Source organism: Limnothrix sp. HT2024, from assembly GCF_059138625.1.
In genome coordinates, this window is the sequence record NZ_CM181121.1 from 2,273,681 (window position 1) to 2,295,916 (window position 22,236).

Consider the following 22,236-nt stretch of genomic DNA (forward strand, 5'->3'; position numbering starts at 1 on the left):
CCCAATTCCCCATCATGGCCCCCAAAATCTAAAACGCCCAACCTCCTGAACTCAGGTGTTGGGCTAAAGGGCATTGGGGTTTAAGGACTAGGAGCGGGTTCTGGGATCGGGGCGGCGCGGTTCGGCAGTTCCTGAAGGCTTCCTTGGCGGAAGGTGCGATCGCCCTGATAGCCGGACAAATCCGCCAGGCGATCGAGCGGCGTTACTCCCTCGTAAAGCTTGCCACCAATTTTCCAGGAGGGGAAACTGCGAATACCCGCCGCCCGACAAAGATCCGGTTTGGCGTTCTTGCCGTTGGGATCACACTCCACGTAGGGCAACTTCGCGGCCGCCTCCTTGCCAAACAGTTCTTTCTGCTCATGGCAGTGGGGACACCAATAGGCTCCGAATTCCTGCGCCCCCGTTTGGGTGAGATGCTCGGCTAAAGCAATTTCCGCTGGGCCGGAATTGGTCTTGATGGTGAACATTTCCGATCCGTTGGAACTGGATCCGCTGGGAGTGGCATAAACCCCCAAGGTTCCCACCAGCGTGATGATGGCCAGCCCGATCGCCGTGAAAATCGGTTTCCCTAAATCATCCCAACGGCGACTGCTGAGGGCCAGGCCAAACAGCGACAGGGAAAAGAACGCCGACCCCAAGCAATAGAGACAAGTCTCACGAATTTCCGAGACCATCACATACATCAAATAGCCGCTGAACGTGGCCATGGCTGCACCGCCCGCCACCAACAGCAATCCGCTCCATTCCTCAATCTGGACTTGCAAATCCTTGCGGGCCTGCTGGGTGGCCAGGGGAGCCAGCGCCAACAACAACATGGCTGCATAGCCCAGCATCCCAATCAGCGGCAGCGGTATCCCCAACACCTCGGCATAGGGACTGTTCAGGACGCGATCGCACCCTTCTGTGGGGCAAGCCGCCTTCGCGCCCGTTAACTTCACCACGGTTAGATAGCTGGTGAGCACCAAACCGGTTCCGGCGATGCCCGCAATTACGGTGCGACCGTGGCGATGGAGCCAAGGCAGTTGGCGGCGGCGTTTTGTGCTAGAAGCAGTCATGGCAAGGCACAGAGAACCATCTCGATCGGGATACGGCAAAGCCGTCACTACAGACTTCAGGGTAGCGAACGACCTTACCGCTGTCTAGGAAGGTCAACGAATCATTGCTTGATGGTGCGTCAATGGTTAGCTCGACGGGCCAGAAACAGCGATCAAAACGCAGAAAAGAAGACAAAAAAAGATGGCCAGTGCTGAGCACTGGCCACCAAATCAGCTCGAAATGACAGTCAAATCAGGGCTAATTCCCGAGTTCTAGCGAGCCACCGACCAATTTTGGTCAACCCGGATGGGCGGCATCAGGAATAGGGCAATGAGCTGCCAAGCCGTGTTCAAAATCAACGGCAGCTTTTGCAGGGTTTTCACGAAGCCCGGTTCGTTCGAGGCAGCGATTTCACCCAACTTGATGTTGTTGGCAGCACAGCGATCAAGCCGCTCATAGAACTCAGGGTTCTCCACATCCAGGATGATCGGGAACACCCGACCCGCCGTTTCGTTGGTTCTCTTAATCACTTCGATGTCATAGTCGCGAGCGTTCAGCCCGATCGCCGCGTAGAACCCGCTCCGTTGCAGATCGTTCAAGAACATCGTCGCAAACACCGACAGCAGGAAGAACCGGCACCAGAGACGGGCTTTCCAGTCGTTCAGGAACTGGGGATTGGCCCGCAGCACCGCATCGAAAAAGTCGCCGTGGCGGTTTTCGTCTTGGCACCAGTTTTCAAAGAAGCGGAAGATCGGATAAATCCGGTCTTCGGGATTCTTCTCCAGGTGGCGATAGATCGTGATGTAGCGCCAGTAGCCGATCTTTTCCGACAGGTAGGTCGCGTAGAAGATGAACTTCGGTGCGAAGTAGGTGTAGCTCTTGCTTTGGGTCAGGAAGCCCAAATCCAGCGACAGGTTGAAGTCCGTCATCGCCTTGTTCAGGAAGCCCGCATGGCGTGCTTCATCCCGCGACATCAGCTCAAACCCTTCGGCCAGCACCGGGTTTTTGCCCTTCAGCTTCCGCGACAGTTCCTTGTAAAGCAAGAAGCCCGAAAACTCAGCGGTGCAGGAGCGCTCCAGAAACTCAATGAACAGCTCGCGGGTTTTGCCGTCAATGTGATCCCAGCTTTGGTTGAACTCCTCGTCGCGCACGAAGTGGTGGCGGTTATAGTCCACCCGAAATTCTTCGATGATCGCTTGGAGTTCCTCTTCGTTGGCGGAGATATCCATCGCCGCCATTTCTTCGAAGTTGGTGGTGTAAAAGCGCGGCGTGAGGATCGTGTCCTTGGCGGGAACTTTGACTCCCGGCTGGACGGCTTGCGGTTTTTGGGGAGTGCTAACCATGAATTGCTTAGTGCGATCGAGGTACGGGTTGGGCGGATGACTGAGCCAGACAGGATCTGTAGCGATCTGACTGGAGCAATCTGAACGGATCTATCAGCGTGCTAGGGAAGGGTCGTCAACGGGATGATCAGCAGCCAATCTTTCCTGACAACTGCACAGCGGTTGTGCGGGATCAAAGACTGCATGGGGATTTTAAAAACGGCTTGCTAACGATCGCTAAGGATCAAAGCCTTAAAAAAACTGTTGTTTAGTCTATCAATCTCCTTTGGGGGGATGGGGGATGGGATATGAAGAGTTACAACAACAGGTAACAATCTGCAACAAATCTCAACTTCTAATACCCTTAATGCCCTGCTGATCCCCCTAGCGTTCGGGGCTGGGGCGATCGGTGCGCACCTTCACGGAATAGCCATGGGACGGCAGACCCTCCGCCTCCGCCAAGGCCTGCACCGCCGAAGACACGGACGACAGGGCCCCGGCGGAATAGGAAATGATGCTGGAATGCTTCATGAAGGTTTCCGTGCTCAGGGGCGAGGCATAGCGGGCTGCACCGGAGGTGGGCAGGGTGTGGTTGGGGCCCGCGAGGTAGTCGCCCACCGCTTCCGGTGTGGAGTGGCCCAGGAAGATGGCTCCGGCATGTTTAATCCGCTCCAGAAGATCCCAGGGTTCCGCCACTTCCAATTCCAGGTGTTCCGGTGCAAATTCGTTGGACAATTCCGCCGCCAGTTCCAGCGTTTCCACCACAACAACCAGACCGAAATGGGCGATCGCCTTTTCCGTATCAATCCGCCGAGGGTGATCTGCCAGTTGATCCTTCACCTCGTTGACCACCTTTCCGGCCAGGTCGCCATCGGTGGTGATCAGGATGGCGGCGGCCATGGGGTCATGCTCAGCCTGGGCGAGCAGGTCGGCGGCCAGGTGGGTGGAGTCCGCGGTGCGATCGGCAATCACGAGCACCTCCGAGGGGCCCGCGAGGGAGTCAATGCCCACCGTGCCGTAGACTTGCCCCTTGGCCAACATCACGTAAACATTTCCGGGGCCGGTGATCACATCCACTTTCGGAATCGTTTCCGTACCGTAGGCGAGGGCGGCGATCGCCTGGGCCCCGCCCACGCGGTAGATTTCCGTCACGCCCGCTTCTTGGGCCGCCACCAGCACGGCCGGGTTCAAAGCACCCCCGGGCCCCGGCGGGGTCACCATCACAATTCGCTCCACCCCGGCCACTTTGGCCGGAATCGCATTCATCAGCACGGTGCTGGGATAGGCAGCCCGACCACCGGGAACGTAAAGACCGGCGCGATCAACCGGTGTGTAGCGCTTGCCCAAGACCACATCTCGATCGCCAAATTGCACCCAGCTTTTGGGAACCCGCAGCCGGTGAAATTCCTCAATTTGTCGGCTCGCCAGTTGGATCGCGGACAGCAGTTCCTTAGAAACCTGTTGATAGGCCGCATCCAGTTCCGACCCCGTGACGCGAAGTTGCTCGGCAGTTAAAATCTGCTTGTCAAACTCTTCCGTGTAGGCCAGCAAGGCCCGATCGCCTTGGCGCTTCACGGTTTGGAGGATCTGACGCACGGTGGCTTCCTTGTGCGTCACCTGCTCATCGTGGGTGCGATCGCAAATCCGCCGTAGCTCCGACCGGGCCTCGGCCAATTCGGTAATAATTCGCAACATGGAGTCTTCGCGTCCTGGTCGTCCAATTCGGCGACCTCGCAGCGCCCCGTGGCTACCGACGAGATCGGCGTAGTCATCATTATAGAAACACTCGGCAGCCTGAAAACCTTGTCTCCTGAGAGCAAGGGTTAAAAAGTGATCGCGCCAGAGTCCCGATCGCCGGGCGAATGCGGTGAGTATTAAAACATTTTTTAACAAAATTCCGGAGTTCTTTGCACGAGTTCCGGCAGTGGGTGTTATTATGGATCGCCGGGCAGTTCCAACACCGTCCAATCTCTCCTTGTCCAGCCTTGCCAAAGGGTGACTGCCAGAGCCGAAATTTTTTCTTGCTCACCAGCGTCACGACTCACCGGGCCCAAGGAACCAGTGCCGATGCTTCTTGACCGCTCATTGTAGCGGTGTCAGCCTGCGGAGCGACCCTGAGACTTTTCCTGGTCTCATCCTAGAACGAAGGCGCGGAAGACTCGACCACGAGAAACAAGCAAGAACCCAAATCCTCTGGTTTGGGTGTCCCCCTTGCCCAGGCATGGGAATCTAGTGTCAACGTTGCAATCGAAATCCTAAGAGATCGACCGTGGCTAATATTAAGTCTGCAATCAAGCGCGTTCAGATCGCAGAGCGTAATCGACTGCGTAATAAAGCTTATAAGTCGGCGGTGCGAACCCTGACCAAGAAATATCTGTCGTCGGTGGATGCTTACGCGGCCAACCCTTCGCCGGAAGCCCTGGAAGCCGTCCAAGCAAATCTGTCCAACGCCGCCAGCAAAATTGACAAGGCCGTGAAGCGGGGTGTTTATCACCGCAACAACGCTGCGCGCAAAAAGTCGAAGTTGGCCAGCTACCTGAAGAAGGCTGTCGCTGCTTAAGGGTTGGTTAGGCGATGGGGCCTCGCCACCCTTGGTGCGTTGTCCATCGCTGACTGAGACTGCTGGGCTGAGATCCCAAGCATTAACCCTTAGCCGTAGTCGAGGTGGGTAAACGCGCCGTGAAAGCGATCGACACGCACGTTCACGTTAATTTTCCCAACTTTAGTGATGATTTCAGCGCCGTTCGCCAGCGTTGGTTGGCGGCCGGCGTTGACGCGTTGGTTCACGCTTGTGTGCATCCGGGCGAGTTTGGGGCGATTCAGGCGATCGCCCAAGCTTGCCCTGAAGTGTTTTTCGCCGTTGGGCTACACCCACTGGAGGCGGAACATCAGTGGCAAGAGGCGTTGGGCGAGCAAATTCGCACCTTGGCTCAATCGGATTCAAAGGTGGTGGCCATTGGCGAAACCGGTCTCGACTTCTACAAATCAACGGCCCATCAAGTGCAGTTTGCGGCCTTTGGGGCCCAGCTCGATTTGGCCAGCGATTTGGGTCTGCCGGTGATTATCCATTGCCGCGACGCTGCGGAGGAAATGCTTGAGTTTCTGCGCGATCGCCCGGGTTGTCCGGCGGGAGTTTTGCACTGCTGGGGAGGTACCCCTCAGCAGGCTTTGCAGTTTGTGGAACTCGGATTTCACATCAGCTTCAGCGGCACGGTCACTTTCAAGAATGCCCCAGACATTCAGGAATCCGCCAAGGTGGTGCCGCTCGATCGCCTGTTGGTGGAAACGGATTGCCCGTTTTTGGCTCCCGTGCCCCATCGCGGTCGTCGCAATGAACCGGCCTACGTGGTTTCGGTGCTCAACCAGGTAGCCGCCCTGCGGAATCTTGACCCGATCGCCCTGGGTGAGCAGACCAGCGCCAATGCTCGCCAGTTGTTCCGACTGCCCCAGTCGATCGAACCCACCGTTCCCGCCCTGGCCCTCGCCTAGGGCCCCGCAGCCGGGCCGGGCGATCGCCCCTGCGATTCGCCCCTTAGTCAGGCCCGGTCACCGTTGTTTTGCTGCTGTTTTGCTGCCCGCGTTCCATCTGCCAACGGGTTTGCACTTGGCATCACCGCCCCCAGGAGACGCATGACCGACAAACTCGCGACCACGACCCCTTCGTTTCTGCTGCCCGACCTGATTGAAATTCAACGGGCCAGCTTCCGTTGGTTCCTCGAAGAAGGCCTGATCGAAGAACTCGATAGCTTCTCCCCGATCACGGACTATACCGGCAAGTTGGAGCTGCACTTCATCGGCAAAAACTACAAGCTGAAGCGGCCCAAATACGACGTTGATGAAGCCAAGCGGCGGGATGCCACCTATTCGGTGCAAATGTATGTGCCGACCCGGTTGATCAACAAGGAAACCGGCGAAATCAAGGAGCAGGAAGTCTTTATTGGCGATCTGCCCCTGATGACGGAGCGGGGAACCTTCATCATCAACGGCGCGGAACGGGTGATCGTGAATCAGATCGTCCGTAGCCCCGGCGTTTACTACAAGTTCGAAATCGACAAGAGCGGTCGCCGCACCTATTCGGCTAGCTTGATTCCCAACCGGGGCGCTTGGCTGAAGTTCGAGACCGACAAAAACGACATGGTTTGGGTGCGGATCGATAAGACCCGCAAACTGTCGGCCCAAGTGCTGCTGAAGGCCCTGGGTTGGACGACGGCGGAAATTCTCGATGGGCTGCGTCACCCGGAATATTTCCAACGGACGATCGAGAAAGAAGGCGACTTCTCCGAAGAAGAAGCGCTGATGGAGCTGTACCGCAAGCTGCGGCCGGGCGAACCGCCGACGGTTTCTGGCGGTCAGCAACTGTTGGATTCACGCTTCTTTGATCCCAAGCGCTACGACCTGGGCAAGGTGGGCCGCTACAAGATCAACCGCAAGCTGCACCTGAACATTCCCGACACAGTGCGCGTGCTGACTCCGCAGGATATCCTGTCGGCGATCGACTACCTGATCAACCTGGAATTTGACCTGGGCAGCACCGATGACATCGACCACCTGGGTAACCGCCGGGTGCGATCGGTCGGTGAACTGCTGCAAAACCAAGTGCGCGTCGGCTTGAACCGATTGGAGCGGATCATTCGCGAACGGATGACCGTTTCCGATGCGGATTCCCTAACGCCCGCTTCCTTGGTGAACCCGAAACCCCTGGTGGCGGCGATTAAGGAGTTCTTCGGCTCCAGCCAACTGTCCCAGTTCATGGATCAGACCAATCCCTTGGCGGAGTTGACCCACAAGCGTCGCCTCAGCGCCTTGGGCCCCGGTGGTCTGACCCGGGAGCGGGCGGGCTTTGCGGTGCGCGACATTCACCCCAGCCACCATGGCCGGATCTGCCCGATCGAAACGCCGGAAGGCCCGAACGCCGGTTTGATTGGTTCCTTGGCGACCCATGCCCGCGTCAACCCCTACGGATTCATTACCACCCCGGTCTTCCCGGTGGAAAATGGCCGCGTCCGGCTCGATCGCCGGCCGATCTACATGACTGCCGACGAAGAGGACGATGTGCGCGTCGCGCCTGGGGATGTGCCCATGGACGAAAACGGCTACATCCTCGGGGAATCGGTGCCCGTGCGCTACCGCCAGGAGTTCACCACCACCACCCCTGACCAGGTGGACTACATCGCCGTTTCCCCGGTACAAATCATCTCGGTAGCCACGTCTTTGATTCCGTTCCTGGAGCATGACGACGCAAACCGGGCCCTGATGGGATCGAACATGCAACGGCAAGCCGTGCCCCTGTTGCGGCCCGAACGCCCCTTGGTGGGCACGGGTCTGGAAGCCCAGGCCGCCCGCGACTCGGGGATGGTGATCGTCTCTCGCACCGCTGGGGAAGTGGTCTACGTGTCCGCGAAGGAAATCCGCGTCAAGGATCCGGACGGCAACATCCTGGAATACGAGTTGCAAAAATACCAGCGATCGAACCAGGACACCTGCTTGAACCAGCGCCCCTTGGTCTACAGTGGCGAGCGCGTCGTGGCGGGGCAAGTGCTGGCCGACGGCTCTTCCACTGAAGGCGGCGAGCTGGCCCTGGGGCAAAACGTCACCGTCGTTTACATGCCCTGGGAAGGCTACAACTACGAAGACGCAATCCTAATCAGTGAGCGCCTGGTGGCCGAGGATGTCTATACCTCGATCCACGTTGAAAAATTCGAGATTGAAGCCCGCCAAACCAAGCTCGGCCCCGAAGAAATCACCCGCGAAATTCCCAACGTCGGGGAAGATGCCCTGCGGCAACTGGACGAGCACGGCATCATCCGGATCGGCGCTTGGGTGGAATCCGGTGACATCCTGGTCGGCAAAGTCACGCCCAAGGGTGAATCGGATCAACCGCCGGAAGAAAAACTACTGCGGGCAATCTTCGGCGAGAAGGCTCGGGACGTGCGCGACAACTCCCTGCGCGTGCCCAATGGTGAAAAGGGGCGCGTTGTTGATGTGCGGGTATTTACCCGAGAGCAGGGCGACGAGCTGCCCCCAGGCGCGAACATGGTCGTGCGGGTTTACGTGGCCCAAAAGCGGAAAATCCAAGTGGGCGACAAGATGGCTGGCCGCCACGGCAACAAGGGGATCATCTCCAAGATCCTGCCCGTGGAAGATATGCCTTTCTTGCCCGACGGTAGCCCGGTCGATGTGGTGTTGAACCCGCTAGGGGTGCCCTCCCGGATGAACGTGGGTCAGGTGTTTGAGTGCTTGCTGGGTTGGGCCGGTGAGCAGTTGGGGATGCGCTTCAAGGTCACGCCCTTTGACGAAATGTACGGGGCAGAAGCCTCCCGCTTGGCGGTGCATGGCAAGTTGCAGGAAGCCCGCGACGAAACCGGCAAGGACTGGCTGTTTGAGCCGACGAATCCCGGCAAAATCACGGTCTACGACGGCCGGACGGGAGAACCGTTCGATCGCCCCGTCACCGTCGGCAAGGGCTACATGCTGAAGCTAGTCCACTTGGTCGATGACAAGATCCACGCCCGCAGCACCGGCCCCTACTCGCTGGTAACCCAACAGCCCCTCGGCGGTAAGGCCCAACAGGGCGGTCAGCGATTCGGGGAAATGGAAGTGTGGGCCCTGGAAGCCTTCGGGGCTGCCTACATTCTGCAAGAGCTGTTGACGGTCAAGTCCGACGACATGCAGGGCCGCAACGAAGCCCTCAACGCGATCGTCAAGGGCAAAGCGATCCCGCGCCCCGGCACGCCGGAATCCTTCAAGGTGCTGATGCGCGAGTTGCAGTCCCTCTGCCTGGACATCGCCGTCCACAAGAGCGAAATCCAAGACGACGGCACCAGCCGCGATGTGGAGGTAGACCTGATGATCGATATCCCCGGTGTTCGCCGTGCGCCCACCCGTCCCACTTACGAAGTGTTTGCCCGTGAAGGGTTTGACGACGAGTAAGGTGTGAGTTCTGCGGATCGATCGCCCCCTTAATTGCTTCTCTGGGGCGATCGACCCATTCCCGTTTGCCTGCTGATTGCCCACCGTCACCGAACAACCATGTCGAAACTCAAGCAGCGCTTTGACTACGTAAAGATCGGCATCGCCTCGCCCGAGCGGATTCGCCAATGGGGCGAGCGTACCTTGCCCAATGGTCAAATCGTCGGTGAAGTGACCAAGCCCGAAACGATCAACTACCGCACCCTGAAGCCCGAAATGGACGGGCTATTCTGCGAGCGGATTTTTGGCCCCGCCAAGGATTGGGAATGCCACTGTGGCAAATACAAGCGGGTGCGCCACCGCGGTATTGTCTGCGAACGTTGCGGCGTGGAAGTGACCGAATCGCGGGTGCGTCGTCACCGGATGGGCTTCATCAAACTGGCGGCCCCGGTGACCCACGTCTGGTACCTGAAGGGGATCCCCAGTTACATGGCAATCCTGTTGGATATGCCCCTGCGCGATGTGGAGCAGGTGGTGTATTTCAACTCCTACGTGGTGCTTGATCCGGGCAATGCGGCGGATCTCAGCTACAAGCAACTGCTAAGCGAAGAGCAGTGGATTGAGATTGAAGACCGCCTCTACGCCGATGATTCAGACCTCGAAGGCGTGGAAGTGGGCATCGGGGCCGAAGCGATTCAGCGCCTGTTGCAGGATATTCCCCTGGAGCAGGAAGCCGAGCGCCTGCGGGAAGAAATCGCCACGGCCAAGGGACAAAAGCGGGCTAAGTTGATCAAGCGCCTGCGGGTGATTGACAACTTTGTGGCTACCGGGGCGAAGGCCGAGTGGATGGTGCTGGATGTGATTCCGGTGATTCCGCCCGACCTGCGCCCGATGGTGCAGTTGGATGGCGGTCGCTTTGCCACCTCGGACTTGAACGATCTCTATCGTCGGGTGATTAACCGCAACAACCGGTTGGCTCGTTTGCAAGAGATCCTGGCTCCGGAAATCATCGTCCGTAACGAAAAGCGGATGTTGCAGGAAGCCGTGGATGCGCTGATCGATAACGGTCGGCGGGGTCGAACAGTGGTGGGAGCCAACAACCGCCCCCTGAAGTCCCTGTCGGACATCATTGAAGGGAAACAGGGTCGGTTCCGCCAAAACCTGCTGGGTAAACGGGTGGACTACTCCGGCCGTTCCGTAATCGTGGTGGGGCCGAATCTGAAGATTCACCAATGCGGTCTGCCTCGGGAAATGGCGATCGAGCTGTTCCAGCCCTTCGTGATTCACCGGCTGATTAAGCAAGGTCTGGTCAACAACATCAAGGCCGCCAAGAAGATGATCCAGCGCAACGATCCCGCTGTTTGGGATGTGCTGGAAGAGGTGATTGACGGCCACCCGGTGATGCTGAACCGCGCTCCGACCCTGCACCGGTTGGGGATTCAGGCCTTTGAACCGATTCTGGTGGATGGGCGCGCTATTCAGTTGCACCCGCTGGTCTGTCCGGCCTTTAACGCGGACTTTGACGGCGACCAAATGGCGGTACACGTGCCCCTATCTTTGGAAGCTCAGGCGGAAGCGCGCTTGCTGATGCTCGCTTCTAACAATGTGCTGTCCCCGGCTACGGGTCGCCCGATTATTACCCCTAGCCAAGACATGGTGTTGGGCTGTTACTACCTAACGGCCGAAAACCCGAACCAGAAAGCCGATGTGCTGCGCTACTTTGCCAGCCTGGATGATGCGACGATCGCCTACGATCGGGGCAAGGTGGGTCTCCATACCTATGTTTGGGTGCAATACAACGGCCCCGTGGAGCATGACGAGGGAGTTGGGGAGCAGTGGGTGATGGTGGGCGAAGACACCATCGATGTATCCCTGAATGGTGAAACCCCCGTGATTAACAATGGCCATGTGGTGGTCGAAGGCACGGCCTTGGCGGCCGGTGTGAGCGCGCCGGCCACGGGGCAAGTGATTCGGATTACGCCGGAGCAGGTGACGATTCGGGTGGCCCAGCCGGCCGAGTCCGTGACGATTCCCGCAGGCAGCACCGCCACCACCATCACCCTGGGCAAAAAGACCCGCCGCCCCCTCAGCCTCCGGCGCGAGTGCGATGGTGAACTGCTGACCCAATATATCCGCACCACACCGGGTCGCATTTTGCTGAACCAAACGATTCAACAGGCTGTCCTCAGCATCGGCTAATCCAGCCTGCGCGATCGCCCCGTTGGCCCTGGCCCCGATCGGGGCGATCGCCTTTCCCCGCCTGGCCCCATCACCGCAACAAGATCGAACCGATCATGGCTGACCAACCGACCCAACCCATCTTTTACAACCGCGTGATCCGTAAGGGTCAACTGCGGAACCTGATTGCCTGGGCCTTTACCCACTATGGGACGGCCCGCACCTCCCAGCTCGCCGATGCCCTGAAGGATCTGGGCTTTAAATTCGCCACCCGCGCCGGGGTCTCGATTAGCGTCGATGACCTGCAAATTCCGCCCATTAAGCGCCAACTACTGGAAGCCGCAGAAGAGGAAATCCGCCGCACGGAAACCAAATATGTGCGCGGGGAAATCACGGAAGTGGAGCGCTTCCAAAAGGTAATCGACACCTGGAACGGCACCAGCGAAAACCTGAAAGATGAGGTGGTACGCAACTTCGAGGCCAACGATCCCCTGAACTCTGTCTACATGATGGCCTTCTCCGGGGCACGGGGGAACCTGTCCCAGGTGCGCCAGTTGGTGGGGATGCGCGGCTTGATGGCCAACCCCCAAGGGGAAATCATCGACTTGCCGATTAAAACCAACTTCCGCGAAGGGCTGACCGTTACCGAATACATCATTTCCTCCTACGGGGCCCGTAAGGGGTTGGTGGACACGGCATTGCGCACGGCGGACTCCGGCTACCTAACGCGCCGATTGGTGGACGTGTCCCAGGACACGATCATTCGGGAAACCGATTGCGGCACGGAGCGGGGAATTCCGGTTCGGGCCATGACCGACGATGAAAAAATCCTGATTCCGATTAGCTCCCGGCTGTTGGGTCGGGTGGTGGCGGTGGATGTGGTTCATCCGCAAACCGGCGAGGTGCTGGCGGCCCGCAACCAAGACATTTCCGATGAGTTGGCCAAGGAAATCGAAGCGGCGGGCGTGGAAGAGGTGATCGTCCGATCGCCCCTGACCTGTGAAGCGGCCCGATCGGTCTGCCAAAAGTGCTATGGCTGGAGCTTGGCCCACGGCAGCATGGTGGACATGGGCGAAGCGGTGGGAATTATTGCCGCCCAGTCGATCGGGGAACCCGGGACCCAGCTCACCATGCGCACCTTCCACACGGGGGGTGTTTTCACCGGGGAAGTGGCCGGTCAAATTCGTGCGCCCTTTGATGGGGTGGTCAAATATCCCAAAAATCTACGGGCCCGCTCCTTCCGTACCCGCCACGGGGAAGATGCCCTGTTGCTGGAAGCGCCTACCAAACTCACCGTGGAAGCCAGCGGCAAAAAGGAAACCTTTGAAGCCAGCCAAGGTTCGATCCTGATTGCCCGCAGCGGCGAGGAAGTGAAGCTGGGCCAAATGCTGGTGGAGGTGCAAGCCCAAGGGCGCACCACCCGGAAATCCACGGAAAAAGCCACCAAAGACGTGCCTTCGGACATGGCCGGTGAGGTGCTGTTCGATGGAGTCTATCCCGAAGAGAAAAAAGACCGCCAGGGCAACACCACCCGGATTGCTCAACGGAGTGGGCTGATTTGGGTGCTGTCTGGGGAAGTCTACAACCTGCCGCCGGGGGCTGAACCCACGGTCAAAAATGGCAGCGTGGTAGAAGCCAACAGCATTTTGGCGGAAACTCGCCTGGTGACGGAACATGGCGGGGTGGTGCGCCTCCCGATCGAGGTGGCCGAGGCCGACGGCAAGGCCGGCAGCCGGGAAATTGAAATCATCACCGCCTCGGTGTTGCTGAACGAAGCTCGGATCCGCACCGAAAGCGCCCAAGGTCGTGATCACTACCTGATTGAGACCGATCGGGGACAACTGTTCTCCCTGATTGCCACCCCCGGCACCAAGGTGTTGCACAACCAAGTGGTGGCCGAGCTGATTGACGATCACTACCGCACCAGCACCGGCGGGATTCTGCGCTACTCCGGCGTGGAAGTGGCTAAAAAAGCCAAGGGCAAACAGGGCTATGAGGTGCTCCAAGGGGGCACGCTGCTTTGGATTCCCGAAGAAACCCACGAAATCAACAAGGACATCTCCCTGTTGATGGTGGAAGACGGTCAATATGTGGAAGCGGGCACGGAGATTGTCAAAGACATCTTCTGCCAGAGCGCCGGGATCGTGGAAGTGATCCAAAAGAACGACATTCTGCGGGAAATTTCGATCAAGCCCGGTGACCTGCGGATGGTCGATGATCCGGACTTGGTGGCCACCGTCGATGGGCAAATCATCACCCCCGGCCAAGACATCATTCCGGGCTTGCCGGCCGAAGAGCTGGTTTGTGTGGAATATGTGGAAACGCCGGAAGGGTCCGGGCTGTTGCTGCGGCCGGTGATTGAATTCACCGTGCCCGATGAGCCGGCCGTGCCGAGCCAAGATTCCGCCGAAGAAGCCGGGCGATCGATCAAACTGCGGGCCGTGCAGCGGATTCCGTTCAAGGACGGTGAGCGGGTTAAGTCCGTGGAAGGGATTGACCTGCTGCGCACCCAACTGATCCTGGAAATGGATAAGGGTACGCCGCAGTTGGCCGCCGATATTGAACTGGTGGATGATCCCACGGACGAAGAGATCAAGCGCCTGCAACTGGTGATTTTGGAATCCCTGGTGGTGCGGCGGGACGTGTCGGCGGATCCGACCCAGGGCAGCACCCACACGCGGCTGCTGGTGAAGGACGGCGATCGGGTGGATCCGGGAGCCGTGGTGGCCCGCACCGAAATCCAAGCCAAAGACGGCGGGGAAGTGCGCGGTATTCGCGGCGATGGTGAAAGCCTGCGACGGTTGTTGATCATGCGCCCCACCGATCAGTTGACGGTGGCAACCCAAGAAGCCCCAACCGTGAAGGTGGATGACCTGGTGGTGGCGGGCAAGAGCGAAATTGCCCCCGGTCAGGTCAGCACCGAATCGGGCCAAGTGCTGTCGATCGGGGAAGATCACGTGGTGTTGCGGGTGGCACGCCCCTACCGCGTGTCCTCCCAAGCCGTGTTGCACATTGACGATGGCGACCTGGTGCAGCGGGGTGACAACCTCGTGCTGCTGGTGTTTGAGCGCACCAAAACCGGAGACATCATCCAGGGTCTGCCCCGGATTGAGGAACTGCTGGAAGCCCGGAAGCCCAAGGAAGCCTGCGTGTTGGCCCGTCGTCCCGGTACGGCCCAAGTGGTCTATGGGGAAGATGACACGGTGGAAGTCAAGATCATCGAGAACGATGGCACCTTGGCGGAATACCCGATTCGAGCCGGCCAAAACGTGCAGGTGGTCGATGGTCAAGCGGCGAACGTGGCGGAACCGCTGACCGACGGCCCGGCCAACCCCCACGAAACCCTGGAAATCTTCTACAACTACTACGCGGAGTTGATGTCGCCCTACGAAGCGGCCCTCGACAGCTTGCAGCGGGTGCAGAAGTTCCTGGTGGATGAAGTACAGTCCGTGTACCAATCCCAGGGAATTGAAATCTCCGACAAGCACATTGAAGTGATTGTGCGGCAGATGACCTCCAAGGTGCGGATCGATGACGGTGGCGATACGACGATGCTGCCGGGTGAGTTGGTGGAACTGCAACAGGTGGAGCGGGTCAACGAAGCCATGTCAATTACCGGCGCGGCTCCGGCCCTTTACACGCCCGTGCTGTTGGGGATCACCAAGGCTTCGCTGAACACGGACAGTTTCATTTCGGCGGCCAGTTTCCAAGAAACCACGCGGGTGCTGACGGAGGCGGCGATCGAGGGCAAATCCGATTGGCTGCGTGGCCTGAAGGAAAACGTGATCATCGGTCGTCTGATTCCGGCGGGTACGGGCTTCAATGCCTACGAAGAAGGCCTGGTGGATGAAATTAGCCCCTACGAAACCACGGGCTATACCCTGACCGATCCGCTCTACGGCGACGATGGGGAACTGGCCGATGTGGTGCTGGACGATCGCACGGCGCGGGCCTATGAGCTGGAAGGGACGATCGACCTGGGAGCTGAGGCGGCCTATGGTCTGAGTCGCAACCCGGCGATCATTGATGATGAGGACATTGGTGGCAGCTACGGCAGCCGCTACACCAGCGGCGGCGATGAGGAAGAGGAAGAGAGCTACACCGACGGCGGTGAAGATTTCGATGAGGAAGACTAGGTGTTCAGCCCTGTGACCCGATCGCTCGGCTCGATCGGGGAGCGGGTCATGGGGGCAGCGCCCAACCTCAGCAATTGGATGCAGCCGCTTGATGCATCCTGATTAAGCGTCATTCCGAGGAGCGATCCAGATCATGGGATCGCTCCTTTTTGATGGCGGCGTGAGCAACCCGGCATAATGGGAAAAGCCCCAATTTCTACCCTTGAGGACAATCCCTTGAGCGCGATCGAGCTACGCCGTACCCCCTTGTTTGCCGCCTGTGTTGAGTTGGGCGCAAAAATGACCGGCTTTGGCGGTTGGGAAATGCCAGTGCAGTTTGCTGGCCTGATGGAAGAGCACCGAACCGTGCGATCGGGTGTGGGCTGTTTTGACATTTCTCACATGGGCAAGCTGGCACTGCAAGGCCCCTGGCAAACAGCCTTAGGGCAGTTAGTGCCCAGCGATCTCAGCCCGCTCCAGCCGGGGCAAGGGAAATATACGGTGCTGCTGAATGAACAGGGCGGCATTGTGGATGACCTGATTGTCTATAGCGAAGGGATCGATCGGGCCACGGTGATCATTAACGCTGCCACCACGGCCAAGGATCTGGCTTGGTTGGCAGCTCACCTGGATCCGGCGGTGACGGTTATTGATCAATCGCCCGAGCAAATCCTGATTGCGGTGCAGGGCCCAACCGCCGCCGCCACCCTGCAACCCTGGATCACGGCGGATTTGGGACAATTGAAGTTCTATCGATCGATTCGCACGCACCTGGGAACCGATCCCGTTTTCATGGCCCGCACCGGCTACACCGGTGAAGATGGCTTTGAAATCATGCTGGATCTGGAGGCGGGCCAACGGCTTTGGCAACGGTTAATTGAAGCGGGCGTGGCTCCTTGTGGGCTGGGATCCCGCGATACCCTGCGTTTGGAAGCGGCCATGGCCCTCTATGGCCAGGACATCACCGAGGAAACCACGCCCTTTGAAGGCAGCTTAGATTGGCTGGTGCATCTCGATCGCAAGGGAGACTTCATCGGGCGGGCGGCCTTGGAGGCTCAACAGGCGGCCGGTATTCCCCGCCGCCTGGTGGGGTTGAGCTTGCCCGATCGCCACATTGCCCGCCACGATTACCCGGTGTTGCACCAGGGCGAGCCGGTGGGCATCGTCACCAGCGGGACATTTTCCCCCACCCTCAGTCGCCCGATCGCCCTGGCCTACGTGCCCACGGCCCTGGCGGAAGTGGGGCAAGCCTTGGAGGTGCAAATTCGGAATAAATTCATCACCGCTGAGGTGGTCAATCGCCCCTTCTACCGCCGTCCCAAACCCTAGTGGTTTGCCTATTGGCCCGATCGTCCCGATCGCCCTGACCCGCCGCTTGATCCGTTGCCCGCCCGAGAGTGACCCATGCAACCCGTTGATTACACCACCCTGATAGCGAGTTTGTGGGAACTGCGGCGCGACTGGTTACCGGCCCGCTTGGAACAGGTTTTTCAGCGCGATCGCTTCACGGTTTACCTTTGCCTGCGGACGATCGAGCGGCGCGGTTGGTTGGGCATTTCCTGGCATCCCCAGGCGGCGCGGCTTTGCATCGGAGCCGCCCCGCCCAAGGAACCGGACACCTTCACCTTTAGCCAACAGTTGTTGCATCAACTGAAAGGCTTGGCCCTGGTGTCTTTTGCGGAGGTGGCCCCCTGGGAGCGGGTGGTGGATTTGCAATTTGCTAAGCGGCCGGGCGATCCGCCCCTGTGGCACCTGTACGTGGAAATTATGGGCAAGTACAGCAATGCCATTCTGACCACGGCGGACGGCACGATCGTCACCGCAGCCCACCAGGTGAGCGCCCAGCAGTCGCGGGTGCGGCCGATTCAAACGGGCGATCGCTACAGTGCGCCGCCCAAACTGACGGAGGCCACACCGCAACCAACCGAATCCTTCGATCGCTGGTGGGAGCGGGTTTCCTTGATTCCTGGCCCCATCAGTCGCCAACTGCTGAAAACCTATCGCGGCCTCAGCTCGCCGTTGGTTAAAAGCCTGCTGACTGCGGCCGAAATTGACCCTCAGAAACCGGTGGAAACCCTGGAGCTAACAACCCAGCAGCGGCTGTTTGAGGTTTGGCAAGGCTGGCTGAAACGGCTGGAGATGGGAGACTTTGCGCCCGGTTGGACGGAAGCGGGTTACGACGTGCTGGGGTGGCAGGAGCAGCGATCGGCCCCGTCGGTGCAAGAATTGCTCGATCGCTACTATGGCGATCGGCTCGATCGGGAAGCCTTCCAGCGGCTTTGGCAACAGTTGCGGCAAAAGGTGAGCAACCTCGCCAGCAAGCTGCGCAAAAAAGTTGAAGAATTTACCGATCGCCTGGCCCAATCCGCCGAGGCCGACCAGTTTCGATCGCGGGCTGATCTGTTGATGGCCCATCTACACCATTGGCAACCGGGAATGGATCGGATCAGCCTGCCAGACTTCGAGACCGGCGCACCCGTGACCATCGCCCTGGATCCGGCGAAAACCGGCGTGCAAAACGCCCAACAGCTCTACAAAAAATATCAAAAGCTCGATCGCTCCCGCAGCGCGATCGAACCGTTGCTGATGGCCGCCCGCAGTGAATTGGCCTACCTGGAAGAGGTGGAAGAAAGCCTCAGTGAATTTGAGGACTACGGTGGCCCCGAGGATCTGAGCGCCCTCGAAGAAATTCGCGATGAGCTGGTGCAGGAAGGCTACCTGGAGGATCCGGGCTATCGTCGCGCCTTGCCCGACCCCGGCGAAGGGTTTCGCAAATTCACCACCCCCAGCGGCTATGAAGTCTGGATTGGCCGCAACAACGCCCAGAACGATCGGCTCTCCTTCCGGTTGGCCACGGCCTATGATTTGTGGTTCCATGCCCAGGAAATTCCCGGTAGCCACGTGCTGTTGCGGATGCCAGCGGGATCCCAGCCCGATCGCGCCGATTTGCAATTTACCGCCGATCTGGCCGCCCGCTACAGCCGGGCCCGGCAGGCAGAACAGGTTCCCGTGATTTACACGGAACCCCGGCATCTATACAAACCCAAGGGTGCTAAGCCGGGGCTAGTGATTTACAAGCATGAGCGGGTGATTTGGGGACAACCGCAGCGATCGCTGGCGGGCTAAGGATCTGGTCGGGCTGAAGGGCGATCGCTCGAAACGCTCGATCATCTTGCGGGAGATCCTGTCCAACCCTAGGGCCAGACCGGGCGATCGTCCCCTGCTTCTTCCGGCTGCCCGCTATCCAAGCCATCATCGATTTATGAATCTCTTGTTGAATCACGGCGCACTATCGGTTTGGAGCCAACGGGGCCGAAGTCTTGCTTTCCCGATCGCCCTGTTGTGGGGCTTGTGGAGTTCCGGGCCCGCTCAGGCCATTGGGATGCAAAGCGCGATCGCCCCCCGCCATCCCCGGGCCATCGCGTTTCCCCGCGCCCCCGTTACTGATCGGCTGGGCCCCTTGAGCCAAGCGCCCAGCGCACTTCCCTTCATTGGCCGGCGCTCCTTCAACTTTTTGGGAGGCAGCGGCACGGGGCAATCGATCACGATCGAGCCAGATGACACCACCACCGTTGAGCGCCACGGCACGGCCAACCGCGCCATTGAGTATCGCGGCCGCTTTTCCAATCCCCTTTGGCTGAATGATCAACAGGGGCTTCTGATTGAAGGATCCCAAATCTATCAGGTGGGCCCCGACGGCCAGCGGCCCCAGAATTGCAATCGGGGGGCGGCCCCTTGTCGTGCGGAACTATGGGAAATCACTTCGGAAGCCCTTGCCCCGGCGGGTTTACCCGCGTCTGAGCCAGTGGAGCCTCTGGAGGATGTGGAAGATGGGCGCTTCAGTCGCCAACCCTTCAATCGATCGCGCTTTCAACAGGTGCAAGCGCTGAATCGAGCCTGCGGGTTTTATGACGTGACCTCCCCCTGCTCGGTGCGGATTTATCCCTTTAACAACCTGTCTCTGATTGCACAGCGGAATGGCACGGAATCCGTTAGCTACAGCCTGTCGTTTTATCGGCCCATCTCCCAAGTGGCCGCCTTAGCTTACGTCAGAATTTTGAACAATAATCAAGCTTTTCGCCCGATCGAAACCCAGCGCCTGGCCGATCGCCTGGTGTACTATGGCTGTCCCTACGATGCGGGCGAGGAACAACCCGCACCCCTTTGTTCCGTCGAGCTGTTTTACCCAACCCCATCGGGGCCCCATGCCCCGATCGAGCGATCGCCCAATGGGGAACCCCTCATCAGCGGGCTGCGTTTTATCCAAAGCAGTCCCTAGGATAGAAGATGAGTTTTGATTGATCAGTTTCAACCACCCTGTAAAGCAGTTCCTAGGATAGAAGATGAGTTTTGATTGATCAGTTTCAACCACCCTGTTCTGAATCAACCGTTTCTTATCTTTTTCACAGACTTTCACGGTTTTTCTATCTCCTAGATGCCTGTTGACCAACTCCCTAGCTATTTCACGGCTATTTCACCGATCGGCTCTTGGCGATCCCGTTTTTAGGCGACTGCATTGGAACTGTTATTCGTTTATTCATTGCCGTTTATTACGTTCTGATCGACGAAAATTTGGCTAATGTGTGAATTTTTATCGCGAAACTTCAAGAATTTTCAAGCTTATTAAAGGTTAATTGCAAAGCCAGGCTTTCCCTAAACGCCCAGTGAAATCGGGATGGTAATTTGGGACAGCACAACCGCTCATTAGCGGTTCTTATTAGTGCCTTTTGTTTAAGAAATCATCAAGGAAAAAAACCATGCAACCCGAGCAAAAAGATTTGGTCACTGGTGTTATTTCCGCTGCCGTTGGGGCCGGTGTGGCCGTGTCCTTCGCGGTGGCCTTTGGTCAAAGCCCCTGGATCGCGATGGGCATTACGGCCTTTTCGGCAGGTGTGGCCCTGTTGGTCGATCGCACCGGTCTGATGTAGTCGCTTCGCTGCGGTCTCTTTCTCTCAAAATACGGCTCCCTCAAAATACGGCCCCCTAAAACAGGGAAAGCTGATCGTTTTGGGATCCGGAGCGATCGCCCCCAGTCCGATCCCTGGCCATTGCGGCCGCGCCTTCGGTGACTGATAACTGATTCCAAGGCAAAGGGGCGATCGCGGCCACGGCCGGAACCGTCGCCGCCTCTAGCAGAGCCTGAAACTGGCGGGCCGTGTGGGGCGAATGATCCTCGATCGGGCAATGGACAAAAAAATACAGTTGCACCCCTCGCTCCAGCCAGCGCAACACCCGATCGCGCCATTCCAACAAATAAGCCTCATTGCGCCAGGCTTCCGGGTGGGAAATGAACCGGACGATCGCGAACTCCGCCGTTACACAGGCTTGCAGCGGCAAATCCGGTTTGCGCCGTTGGGATTGCCGTTGGGGATCTTCCCGGGCCAAATCCAGACCCCGATAAATGGGCCGCGTATCCAACACCACCCGACCCATTCCCAGCTCTCGTAACCAACCGTTGAGGCGATCGCGCCAATGGGGCAAAAACCAATCCCGGTGACGCACCTCCAACGCCAAAGGGACATCGGTTGACTGTCGCCATTGACTCAAAAACTGTCGCAAATCTGCACTCTGGCTGGGGCCGTAGCTAGGAGGAAGCTGGGCAAACAAGGGCCCGCACCGATCGCCCAAGGCCGCCGCCCGCTCCGCAAAGGCCAACGCCGCTGGCCCGCGATCGAGCAAGGGCCCCAGATGGGTCACATCCCGAGGCAACTTCAGGCAAAAGCGAAATCCATCGGGAACCAACGATCCCCAGCGCTGCACCGTGGCTGCCGTTGGCACACCATAAAACGTCGTGTTGCCCTCAACGGTCCAAAACCGCTCGCCATAACAACGCAGGGCTTTTTGCCCCGAAGTTCCCGCAGGATAGACGGAACTCACCCAACCGGGATAAGACCACACAGCACAACCGAGCCGAAATTGCCAATCGATCGCCATACCCTATTGTCATACCCTATAGATCCTTCAAAATAGATCCTTCCGATTGTCTTGCAATCATTGCTTCTCCAAAATGTCCCACGATCCTTCAGGGGGCATGACCCGTCACGGGTAAAGCTGCATCCCAATTCAGCAGCCCTCGCCCATGACTCAACTCACCATCAATTACAGGTCAACGATTCTGGCAAAATTACGCCCAAAGACCGACCGTGATTGATTTACGTTCGTTTGGGTTCCTAGGTTCTGAGTCGCATTGATTGTTCTGAAATTTAGAAAACCGTCGTTCAGAAAATTCTTGGCGATCATTGTCGAGAAAAATCAAATTTTTCAGGATTTCGAGCTTATTTTGGGCAATTTTTGGGAATTTTAGAACTTAGCCCCTGTTTGATCCTCTTCCATCAACCACCAGCTCAGAACCGTTTGGCGATGGTTGATTCACAGTTTTATCCATTACCCAAATCAGTGCATCTTGTCCGTAAAAACCCTGAAATCAGGCTGTGGACATTTATCTCAAGACAACTCTATCCCCTAGAGCAAGCCACCATCAGTAACACGCCTTAAACGCAGGGAACGGAAAAACTAAGAGGTCAGAAAAATAACAAGGATCGGAAGTATAAATTGTTGTTGATGGCAACACCACCTGGGTCAATGACCCAGCAAACTTGCAAAGGAGTTCAAGCAATTTCAAGGAGTTGAAAAATGAAGCAGGCCTCGATCGCGAGGCCGCGTGCTGGGAGGAAAGC

13 protein-coding genes are annotated in these 22,236 nt (G+C 58.3%); 9 read left to right on the forward strand and 4 right to left on the reverse strand.

The window, feature by feature from the left end:
- Positions 1–80: 80 nt before the first annotated feature.
- From AC2IAX_RS09075 to hisD, 3 genes are all read right to left on the reverse strand, one after another.
- Positions 81–1,055: a vitamin K epoxide reductase family protein gene (locus AC2IAX_RS09075; RefSeq protein WP_494387238.1), complete on the reverse strand. Its 975-nt coding sequence runs from the start codon at positions 1,053–1,055 to the stop codon at positions 81–83.
- 252 nt (positions 1,056–1,307) lie between these two features.
- Positions 1,308–2,378: a magnesium-protoporphyrin IX monomethyl ester (oxidative) cyclase gene (acsF, locus tag AC2IAX_RS09080; RefSeq protein WP_494387239.1), complete on the reverse strand. Its 1,071-nt coding sequence runs from the start codon at positions 2,376–2,378 to the stop codon at positions 1,308–1,310.
- A 363-nt stretch (positions 2,379–2,741) separates the two neighbouring features.
- Positions 2,742–4,052: a histidinol dehydrogenase gene (hisD, locus tag AC2IAX_RS09085; protein ID WP_494387240.1), complete on the reverse strand. Its 1,311-nt coding sequence runs from the start codon at positions 4,050–4,052 to the stop codon at positions 2,742–2,744.
- A 574-nt stretch (positions 4,053–4,626) separates the two neighbouring features.
- On the opposite strand from hisD, the gene rpsT reads away from it, so the two are divergent.
- The 9 genes from rpsT (at position 4,627) to AC2IAX_RS09130 (ending at position 20,487) form a co-directional block, all read left to right on the forward strand.
- On the forward strand, positions 4,627–4,917 hold the full coding sequence (gene rpsT / locus AC2IAX_RS09090) for a 30S ribosomal protein S20 (RefSeq protein ID WP_099534589.1): 291 nt from the start codon (positions 4,627–4,629) through the stop codon (positions 4,915–4,917).
- Positions 4,918–5,036: 119 nt separating this feature from the next.
- Positions 5,037–5,846: a TatD family hydrolase gene (locus tag AC2IAX_RS09095; RefSeq protein ID WP_494390337.1), complete on the forward strand. Its 810-nt coding sequence runs from the start codon at positions 5,037–5,039 to the stop codon at positions 5,844–5,846.
- A 141-nt stretch (positions 5,847–5,987) separates the two neighbouring features.
- Positions 5,988–9,287 (forward strand): DNA-directed RNA polymerase subunit beta, encoded by a 3,300-nt coding sequence (rpoB, locus tag AC2IAX_RS09100; RefSeq protein WP_494387241.1) that lies wholly within the window; start codon positions 5,988–5,990, stop codon positions 9,285–9,287.
- A 99-nt stretch (positions 9,288–9,386) separates the two neighbouring features.
- Positions 9,387–11,465, forward strand: coding sequence for a DNA-directed RNA polymerase subunit gamma (locus tag AC2IAX_RS09105; RefSeq protein WP_494387242.1), 2,079 nt, complete (start codon positions 9,387–9,389; stop codon positions 11,463–11,465).
- 95 nt (positions 11,466–11,560) lie between these two features.
- Positions 11,561–15,580 (forward strand): DNA-directed RNA polymerase subunit beta', encoded by a 4,020-nt coding sequence (locus AC2IAX_RS09110; protein ID WP_494387243.1) that lies wholly within the window; start codon positions 11,561–11,563, stop codon positions 15,578–15,580.
- Between the two features lie 177 nt (positions 15,581–15,757).
- Positions 15,758–16,888, forward strand: a complete 1,131-nt coding sequence (gcvT, locus tag AC2IAX_RS09115; RefSeq protein WP_494387244.1) for a glycine cleavage system aminomethyltransferase GcvT — start codon at positions 15,758–15,760, stop codon at positions 16,886–16,888.
- Between the two features lie 75 nt (positions 16,889–16,963).
- Positions 16,964–18,685, forward strand: a complete 1,722-nt coding sequence (locus AC2IAX_RS09120) for an Rqc2 family fibronectin-binding protein (protein ID WP_494387245.1) — start codon at positions 16,964–16,966, stop codon at positions 18,683–18,685.
- 136 nt (positions 18,686–18,821) lie between these two features.
- Positions 18,822–19,838, forward strand: a complete 1,017-nt coding sequence (locus tag AC2IAX_RS09125) for a hypothetical protein (protein ID WP_494387246.1) — start codon at positions 18,822–18,824, stop codon at positions 19,836–19,838.
- A gap of 478 nt (positions 19,839–20,316) precedes the next feature.
- The gene (locus tag AC2IAX_RS09130) at positions 20,317–20,487 is read left to right on the forward strand and encodes a hypothetical protein (RefSeq protein WP_190355568.1); all 171 of its coding nucleotides are present in this window, start codon (positions 20,317–20,319) and stop codon (positions 20,485–20,487) included.
- A gap of 55 nt (positions 20,488–20,542) precedes the next feature.
- Here AC2IAX_RS09130 and AC2IAX_RS09135 read toward each other — a convergent pair whose 3' ends face one another.
- Positions 20,543–21,493, reverse strand: coding sequence for a DUF72 domain-containing protein (locus AC2IAX_RS09135; RefSeq protein ID WP_494387247.1), 951 nt, complete (start codon positions 21,491–21,493; stop codon positions 20,543–20,545).
- Positions 21,494–22,236: the final 743 nt, after the last annotated feature.